The 7,745-nt window shown below is 67.4% G+C and carries 10 protein-coding genes; 8 read left to right on the top strand and 2 right to left on the bottom strand.

The genetic code is table 11. The features are described 5' to 3' along the window. Positions 1 to 517, bottom strand: a 517-nt coding sequence (locus tag AB4Y84_RS08135) for a response regulator (RefSeq protein ID WP_442249971.1), incomplete at its 3' end; no start/stop codon positions are given. 128 nt (positions 518 to 645) lie between these two features. Between AB4Y84_RS08135 and rlmD the strand changes: the two genes are divergently transcribed. After that, positions 646 to 1,980 (top strand): 23S rRNA (uracil(1939)-C(5))-methyltransferase RlmD, encoded by a 1,335-nt coding sequence (gene rlmD, locus AB4Y84_RS08130; RefSeq protein ID WP_442249970.1) that lies wholly within the window; start codon positions 646 to 648, stop codon positions 1,978 to 1,980. Positions 1,981 to 2,040: 60 nt separating this feature from the next. Here rlmD and AB4Y84_RS08125 read toward each other — a convergent pair whose 3' ends face one another. Beyond that, on the bottom strand, positions 2,041 to 2,793 hold the full coding sequence (locus AB4Y84_RS08125) for a hypothetical protein (RefSeq protein WP_363732220.1): 753 nt from the start codon (positions 2,791 to 2,793) through the stop codon (positions 2,041 to 2,043). On the opposite strand from AB4Y84_RS08125, the gene AB4Y84_RS08120 reads away from it, so the two are divergent. From AB4Y84_RS08120 to AB4Y84_RS08090, 7 genes are all read left to right on the top strand, one after another. Beyond that, positions 2,755 to 3,240 carry a CYTH domain-containing protein gene (locus AB4Y84_RS08120; protein ID WP_088101523.1) on the top strand — a complete coding sequence of 162 codons (486 nt, stop codon included), beginning with the start codon at positions 2,755 to 2,757 and terminating at the stop codon, positions 3,238 to 3,240. The genes AB4Y84_RS08125 and AB4Y84_RS08120 overlap by 39 nt on opposite strands. Positions 3,241 to 3,288: 48 nt before the next feature. Then, a complete protein-coding gene (locus tag AB4Y84_RS08115; protein WP_223496118.1) occupies positions 3,289 to 3,996 on the top strand; it encodes a DsbA family oxidoreductase in 708 nt (235 codons plus the stop codon). Positions 3,997 to 4,158: 162 nt separating this feature from the next. Then, positions 4,159 to 5,166 (top strand): beta-N-acetylhexosaminidase, encoded by a 1,008-nt coding sequence (gene nagZ / locus AB4Y84_RS08110; protein WP_442249969.1) that lies wholly within the window; start codon positions 4,159 to 4,161, stop codon positions 5,164 to 5,166. Beyond that, entirely contained in the window at positions 5,166 to 5,720 is a 555-nt protein-coding gene (locus AB4Y84_RS08105) for a hypoxanthine-guanine phosphoribosyltransferase (RefSeq protein WP_025879180.1), read from the top strand. Before nagZ ends, AB4Y84_RS08105 begins: the two co-directional genes overlap by 1 nt. 81 nt (positions 5,721 to 5,801) lie before the next feature. Further along, positions 5,802 to 6,548 (top strand): S-methyl-5'-thioinosine phosphorylase, encoded by a 747-nt coding sequence (locus tag AB4Y84_RS08100; protein ID WP_025879179.1) that lies wholly within the window; start codon positions 5,802 to 5,804, stop codon positions 6,546 to 6,548. 88 nt (positions 6,549 to 6,636) lie between these two features. Further along, complete coding sequence (gene cspE, locus AB4Y84_RS08095) at positions 6,637 to 6,843, top strand: transcription antiterminator/RNA stability regulator CspE (RefSeq protein WP_019183439.1); 207 nt, start codon at positions 6,637 to 6,639, stop codon at positions 6,841 to 6,843. A 378-nt stretch (positions 6,844 to 7,221) separates the two neighbouring features. Then, the coding region (locus AB4Y84_RS08090; RefSeq protein WP_442249968.1) for an FAD-dependent oxidoreductase at positions 7,222 to 7,745 on the top strand (524 nt) is incomplete at its 3' end.

Here is a 7,745-nt window from a genome sequence, read left to right as displayed (position 1 = left end):
GTTCGGCCAGGAACAGCTCGCGCAGGGCGATCAGGTGGTTGCGCTGGCCATTGAGCGCGGCCAGGGCGGCGGTTTCGTCCCAGTCCTCCAGGGCCAGCTCGACCGCCGCCGGCGGCACCGTGGAACCGGCGGGGCTGTTGACCAGCGCGCGACGGACCGCCTTCAGCAGTTGGTCACGGCCCAGCGGTTTGACCAGGGTGTCGCTGAAACCCGCCTCGCGCAGGCGGGCGTGAATGGCAGCATCGCCGTCGGCGGTATGCGCCAGCGCCGGGGTGTCCGGGTGCGAGCGGCGCAGCTGGTGCAACAGCTGGGCACCGTTGCCATCAGGCAAGTTGACGTCGATCAGCCACAGATCGTGGGCACCGGGCTCGGCGCGCGCCAGGGCGCTGGCCAGTGAGTCGGCGGTGTCCACATCCGCTGGTAACGTTTCCAACGCCGCTTTGAAAAAACCACGGCTGATGATGTCGTCCTCGACAAGCAGGAAGCGGGGTCGACTGGCCCGCGGGGTCATCTGCATCAGGGCTGCCTCCATGTCAGCTGGGGTCAATCATCAAGCACGGCGGCGGCGGGCGCAAGCGGCCAGCGGCCCCGCTGGTCAGGATCTGCGACAATACGCCCCCACTTTTGCCCGCAGCCTGTTGCCACGTGGCCCGATCCCGCTCCCGCATCGACCGTACTCCCTTCCAGACCGAGATCCTCGACCTCAGCCATGATGGTCGCGGTGTTGCCCGCCGTGAAGGCGAGGGCGGCAAGGTCACCTTCATCAGCGGCGCCCTACCGGGCGAAGTGGTGATGGCCGAACAAACCGCCCGCAGCCGCCACTTCGATGAGGCGCGCACGGTGGAAGTGCTGCAGGCCTCGCCGCAGCGGGTGACCCCCAAGTGCCCGCATTTCGGCACCTGCGCCGGCTGCGTGCTGCAGCACCTGGACGAAGACCAGCAGATCGTCGCCAAGCAGCGCGTGCTGATGGACAACCTGGAGCGCATCGGCCATGTGAAGCCGGGCACCGTGCTGCCGCCGCTGGTGGGTGACAGCTGGGGCTACCGCCGCAAGGGCCGGTTCTCGGTGCGCCGGGTCGAGAAGAAGGACAAGACCCTGGTCGGCTTCCGCGAGCAGGACCCGCGCTTCGTCGCGGACCTGCAGCAGTGCCTGACCGTGATCCCGGAAATCGGCACCAAGGTGGAGGTGCTGTCGACCTTCATCGAATCCCTGGATGGCAAGCGCGACATCCCGCAGATCGAGTTCATCGCCGGTGACCAGGCCGTGGTGCTGACCGTGCGCCACCTGCAGCCGCTGAGTGATGCCGATCGGGCCGCCTGGGCGGCCTTTGGCCAACAGCACGGCTTTGTCATCTACCTGCAGTCGGGCGGCGTGGATACCGTACAGCCGCTGGACGGGCAGGGCGTGGCGCTTTCGTTCCGGCTGGCGCCGTGGGATGTCGAACTGGCGTTCCGTCCGCTGGATTTCATCCAGGTCAATGCCAAGCTCAACGAGAAGATGATCGCCCACGCGCTGGACCTGCTTGAACCGGGTGCCGACGAGCGCGTGCTGGACCTGTTCTGTGGCCTGGGCAACTTCACCCTGCCGCTGGYGCGCAAGGTGCGCGAAGTGGTGGGCGTGGAAGGTGATGCCGGGCTGGTGGCGCGTGCGCGTGAGAACGCCGAGCGCAACGGGCTGGCCAACGCGCAGTTCTACAGCGCTGACCTGACCCAGGACCAGCGCAGCACGGCGTGGATGCGCCAGGGCTTTGACAAGCTGCTGCTGGATCCGCCGCGTTCGGGCGCCATCGAAGTGCTGCAGCAGCTGCCGTTGAAGCAGTTCAAGCGTATCGTCTATGTCAGCTGCCATCCGGGCTCGCTGGCCCGCGATGCCGGCTACCTGGTCAACGAACAGGGCTTCACCCTGGTCAGCGCCGGTGCGATGGACATGTTCCCGCATACCGCGCACGTGGAAAGCATCGCGGTGTTCGAAAAGCGCTGATGCCTGCAGCGCCGGGGGCTGCCCGGCGTCTGCCTTGCCGCTTGCAGGCAGGCAATGCGGTCAGTCGGCCGGGGCGTTCTGCCACTGGCCGTCCACGCGCACGAAGGCCATGGACTGCTCGCCGTGCTCGCTGCCGTCGCCCGCGCGCACGGTGCATTCGATGGCGGCCCTGTCGCTGGCGACCTCGCAGTTCCTCACTTCCTGCACCTGCAGGGTGCTGGCAGCCTGTTCGAAGCGTGCGCGCAGGGCAGGGTCAGCCTGCTGCTGCGCTTGCCCGGCGATCCGTTCGCGCAACAGCGCCTGCACCCTTTCCCGGGGCGGCGCCGGTACGGGCACATTGCGCTGGTCAGGCAGGGTCCACACGCCGTCCACCAGCGCCAGCCGCAGCAGCTGCGGTCGCGATTTGATGCCTGCGCTGGCGGTGGCGATGCAATCGACGGCGTCGCCGGCCTCGGCGGGTGCACAGCTGTCCAGGGTTTGCAGACGGGGCCGGAAGGTCTCGGCAACCAGGCGGCTGCTGTCGCTGGCGGGGCGATCGGCAATGGCCTGATCAAACATCCCGTCCATTGCGGCCTGTGCCTGCTGCAGCGAAGGTACGACCGCCGATCCGGCGCTGGCAACGGCGCACGGCAGCAGCGCCGACAGGGCAAGACAGCGACGAAGGCGATGGGAAAGCATCATGAGCGACCATTCCGTGGTTGGGGGCCGCGCAGTGTAGTCGTGCCCGTCGCCGCGCCGATAGGCAGCGTCTGGCGTGAGCCGCATACTGTGCCCATGGGCATCGAAATCGAACGCAAATTCCTCGTCACCCATGATGGGTGGCGCACCGCCGCGCACCGGGTCATCCCGATGGCGCAGGGCTACATCAACGATCTGGGCGCGCTCGACCGCGGCACCCAGAACGCCTCGGTGCGGGTCCGCATCGAAGGCGACAAGGCCGCGCTGAACCTGAAGTCGCGCACCCTGGGCCATACCCGGCAGGAGTTCGACTACCCGATTCCGGTGCAGGATGCGCGCGACCTGCTGGCGCTGTGCGTCGGCGGCCTGATCGACAAGCGCCGGCATCTGGTCGAGTACGCCGGCCTGACCTGGGAAGTGGATGAGTTCCTCGGCGACAACGCCGGCCTGGTGGTCGCTGAAGTCGAGCTGGACAGCGCCGACCAGGCCATCGACCTGCCGGACTGGATCGGCGCCGAAGTGACCGACGACGCCCGCTACTACAACGTCGCTCTGGCCAGCCGCCCCTATTCACAGTGGTGAAACCATCCGTCCCCTTTTTTCGAGGGTGTCGGCCCCCATGTCGGGGGGATGAGAATCGACATCTACTCCGACGTGGTCTGCCCCTGGTGCTGGATCGGCAAGCATCGCTTCCAGCAGGGTGTGCAGTTGCTGGGCGCCGATGCGCCCGAACTTGAGATCCACTGGCAGCCGTTCCAGCTTGACCCGGATGCGGACGCCACCCCGGTGCCGCTGCGCGAGGCCTATGTGCGCAAGTTCGGCGGTGCCGAGCGCACCGAGCAGATTCTGGGCCAGACCCAGACCACTGCGCGGGCCGAGGGCCTGCCGATGGACTTCAGCCAGGGCCAGGTGCGGGTAACCACGCTGCCGGCGCATCGCCTGTTGTGGCTGGCTGGCCAGCACGGCGTGCAGGAGGCGGTCGGCGAGGCGCTGTTCCGCGCCCATTTCGAGCATGGACAGAATCTGGCCGACCCGGCGGTGCTGGTCGAGGCCGGCGCTGCGGGCGGTCTGGGCGCAGACGAGATCCAGCAGATGCTGGCCGGCGATCGTGGCCTGGCCGAGGTGGAAGCGGGCCTGGCACAGGCCCACGCACTGGGTATCTCCTCGGTGCCCACCTTCGTCATCGACGGCCGCTGGGCGGTTTCCGGAGCCCAGCCCCCGGAAGCCTTCGCCAACGCGCTGCGCCAGATCGCCGCCGAGCAGGCGGCGGGGCAGGGCGCTGAGGGTGCCCCGGAAGGCGGCGACGACGCCTGCGGCGCGGACGGCTGCAAGGTCTGACCGACCCGCGACAGGGGACGGAGGGGATCAAGTCGCATCCGGCACTGAGGGGTCGATTGCGCCTTGATCCCCTCCGTCCCCTTTTTTGACCACTGCGCCTGTTGGCCGGTTCTGCGACAATGCGGCACTGCGCCATGCGGGCGCCCGTTGTGGAGATCGACCATGCTGCTGATCGGCGTTGCCGGTACTGAACTGACCGCCCAGGAACGCGAGTGGCTGCAGCACGATGCTGTGGCCGGGGTGGTGCTGTTCAAGCGCAACTTCGCTTCACGGCAGCAGGTGACCGAACTGTCCGCGGCGATCCGCGCCGCCGTACCGCGTCCGCAGTTGATCTGCGTGGACCAGGAAGGCGGTCGCGTGCAGCGCTTCCGCGAGGGCTTCAGCGAACTGCCGCCGCTGCAGGACATCGGTGCCCAGTTCGCCAGGGATCCGGACGCTGCGCTGGCATTGGCCGAGCAGCACGCCTGGCTGATGGCCAGTGAAGTCCGTGCCAGCGGCGTGGACCTGAGTTTCGCCCCGGTGGTCGATCTTGGTCGTGGCAATCGCGCCATCGGCAACCGTGCCTTCAGTGATGACCCGCAGGTCGTGGCCGCGTTCACCGCCGCCTACGTGCGCGGCATGCACGCGGTCGGCATGGCCGCCACCCTCAAGCATTTCCCCGGCCATGGCACCGTGCTGGAAGACACCCATGTGGATACCGCGATCGATCCGCGTGCGCTGGATGAACTGCGCGCACAGGATCTGGTCCCGTTCGCGGCCGGTATCGCCGCCGGCGCCGATGCGGTGATGATGGCGCACGTGATCTACCCGCAGGTCGCACCGGAACCCGCTGGTTACTCGCCGCGCTGGATCCAGCAGATCCTGCGTGGTGAGCTCGGCTTCCGCGGTGTGGTGTTCTCCGATGACATCGGCATGGCCGCCTCGCACAGCGCCGGTGGCGTGYCGGCTCGCGTGCACGCACACCTGGATGCCGGCTGCGATGTGGTGCTGGTCTGCCACCCGGAGCTGGTCGATGAAGCCCTGCACGCGGTGCAGGGACGCTCCCTCAATACCGCTGCGCTGCTGGGCCTGCTCGGCCGCGGCGCGCTTGGCTGGGATGGCCTGCTGGCCGATGCCCGCCATGGCGACACCCAATCCCGTCTGCTGCAAACCCTTGGAAGAACCGTCTGATGCCGAACCTCACCATTTCCCAGGCCCTGGCCCAAGCCGACCTGCTGGTCGACCGTCCCACCATCGACAAGGCCATTGCCGGCATCGCCGACGCCATTGCGCGCGACTACCAGGGCGAGGTGCCGCTGTTCCTGTCGATCATGCACGGTGCGCTGCCGTTCGCAGGCCAGCTGGCACTGGAGCTGGGCGCGCGTGGCCAGGACGTGCAGTTCGATTACCTGCACGCCACCCGCTACCGCGGTGAGACCACCGGCGGTGACCTGGTGTGGAAGCACAAGCCGGCCACGGCGCTGTTCGGCCGCCGCGTGCTGCTGGTCGATGACATCCTCGACGAGGGTTACACCCTGCAGGGCGTGCGCACCTGGTGCCTGGAGCAGGGCGCGACCGACGTGCGCATTGCTGCGATGACCGTGAAGAAGCACGATCGCGCGCTGCCGGACGTCACCGCCGACTACGCAGGCATCGAGCTGCCGGATCGCTACGTGTTCGGTTTCGGCATGGACGTCAACGAAACCCTGCGCTGCGTGCCGGCCATCTACGCGATGAAGGAATAACAACGCGGCCGCTTGCGGCCTGCGTTTCCTGCCGCCGGCATCCTCGGGTGCCGGCGTTCTTTTTTCTCTGGAGTGCTTTTCATGCAACAGATCGCCCTGGCCGTGATTGGCGGTACCGGTGTCTACAACCTGGCCAAGCTTGACGACGTGCAGACCCACGAAGTCGACACCCGCTTCGGCAAGCCGTCCGGCCCGGTGCGGGTCGGGACATTGCTCGGTCATCGCGTGGCCTTCCTTGCACGCCATGGTGAAGGCCATTCGCTGCCGCCGCACAAGATCAACTACCGGGCCAACCTGGCCGCGCTGCAGCAGATCGGCGCGCAGCGGGTGCTGGCGCTGAACACGGTGGGTGGCATCGGTGACGATTTCGGTCCGCGCGTGCTGGCCTGCCCGGATCAGGTAATCGATTACACCTGGGGCCGCATCAGCACGATCTGCGAAGAAGAGGGCACCGACGTGGTGCACGTCGACTTTGGCCATCCGTATACGCCGATGCTGCGCAGCAAGATCCTGGCGGCGGCGAAGGTGACCGGTGTGAAGGTCCACGATGGCGGCTGCTATGGCGCGACCCAGGGACCGCGGCTGGAAACCATCGCCGAGATCGCGCGCATGCGCCGCGATGGCTGCGATCTGGTCGGCATGACCGGCATGCCCGAAGCGGCGCTGGCGCGTGAGCTGGGGCTGGATTACGCCTGCCTGGCGATCGTTGCCAACTGGGCCGCTGGGTGCGGTGATGGTGAGGAGATCACCATGGCCGAAGTGCTCGCCAATGTGCAGGCCGCCAGCAACGGACTTCCGGAACTGGTCGGCGAATTGGCGCGGGGGTGATTGTCTTCGCGTAACAAGCTTTGCATACTCAGCTTGTGCGCGGGTTCAGCGTACACCACCCATTCATTGCATAAGGTCACGCATCACCATGCCGAACGGTACCGTCAAGTGGTTCAACGACGCCAAGGGATTTGGCTTCATCTCGCCGGAGGACGGCAGCGCCGACGTCTTCGCGCACTTCTCCGCGATCAACTCCAAGGGCTTCCGCAGTCTGCAGGAAGGCCAGAAGGTCACCTACGACGTGACCCAGGGCCCGAAGGGCGCCCAGGCCTCGAACATCGTTCCGGCCGAGTGATCCACTCGATAGTGCGTTGAAAACCCCGCTTCGGCGGGGTTTTTTTTTGCTGGCCGTGAAGATGCTCTTGCGGCGGGAGCGCCTGTCCTTGCGTGCGAATGTCCCCCGGCGCCGGCCTGCGGCCATCGCCTCCTCCTTTACTTCGCACGCAAGGACAGGCGCTCCCGTTGCGGAATCGCGCGCGCCGGCAGATGCCATGAAAGCTGAGCGCCGCCACCACTGTCGGCTCTCCTGCGAAGTAAAGGAGGAGGCAGCCGCGCAGAGGCTGCCGGGGGACATTCGCAGGAGAGCCGGCAGTGGTGGCGGAGCCCGATGCACATCTGCTCGGAAGAGGGGGCAGCTGATGTACCGCCCCTGCGCCGATGGCACAATGCGGTCATGACGGAACGACTGCGCATCGCCGTGATTGGATACGGCACCGCTGGCCAGGCATTGGCCATCCTGCTCACCCGTGATGGCCACGAGGTGGAGATCTTCGAACGCGTGCCGACCCCCGGGCCGGTGGGTGCGGGATTCCTGCTGCAGCCCAGCGGACTGCAGGTGCTGTGGCAGATGGGCCTGCTCGATGCCGTGCGTGGCTACGCCATGCCGGTGCGAAGGCTGTATGGCGATACGCCGTGCGAGCGCGCGGTGATGGACATGGGCTATGACGGCCTGGATACGCGCCTGCACGGCATGGGCATGCAGCGCGGGGCGTTGTTCTCGGTGCTGGACCAGGCGCGTGAAGGCGCCGGCGAGCTGCACGTGGGCACAACCATCGTCGAGGTCGATCACCAGCAGGGGCGGCTGCGCGACAGCGACGGTCGCACGCACGGACCGTTCGATCTGGTGGTTGCCGCCGACGGCGCCGCCTCCACGCTGCGCAACGCCGTCGACGGTGGCGCGGCGCTGGACCGCGTGTA

This window comes from Stenotrophomonas sp. 2YAF22, from assembly GCF_052114665.1.
Lineage (GTDB): Bacteria > Pseudomonadota > Gammaproteobacteria > Xanthomonadales > Xanthomonadaceae > Stenotrophomonas > Stenotrophomonas indicatrix.
The sequence above is the reverse complement of the archived record's forward strand: the minus strand, read 5'-3'. Positions and strand labels throughout refer to the sequence as shown.

What these genes read in the sequence shown, in the direction of transcription:
- AB4Y84_RS08120 (WP_088101523.1), top strand. Translation starts at nt 2,755, where the DNA reads ATGGGCATCGAAATCGAACGCAAATTCCTCGTCACCCATGATGGGTGG.
- AB4Y84_RS08125 (WP_363732220.1), bottom strand. Translation starts at nt 2,793, where the DNA reads ATGGGTGACGAGGAATTTGCGTTCGATTTCGATGCCCATGGGCACAGT.
- AB4Y84_RS08115 (WP_223496118.1), top strand. Translation starts at nt 3,289, where the DNA reads ATGAGAATCGACATCTACTCCGACGTGGTCTGCCCCTGGTGCTGGATC.
- AB4Y84_RS08105 (WP_025879180.1), top strand. Translation starts at nt 5,166, where the DNA reads ATGCCGAACCTCACCATTTCCCAGGCCCTGGCCCAAGCCGACCTGCTG.
- AB4Y84_RS08100 (WP_025879179.1), top strand. Translation starts at nt 5,802, where the DNA reads ATGCAACAGATCGCCCTGGCCGTGATTGGCGGTACCGGTGTCTACAAC.
- cspE (WP_019183439.1), top strand. Translation starts at nt 6,637, where the DNA reads ATGCCGAACGGTACCGTCAAGTGGTTCAACGACGCCAAGGGATTTGGC.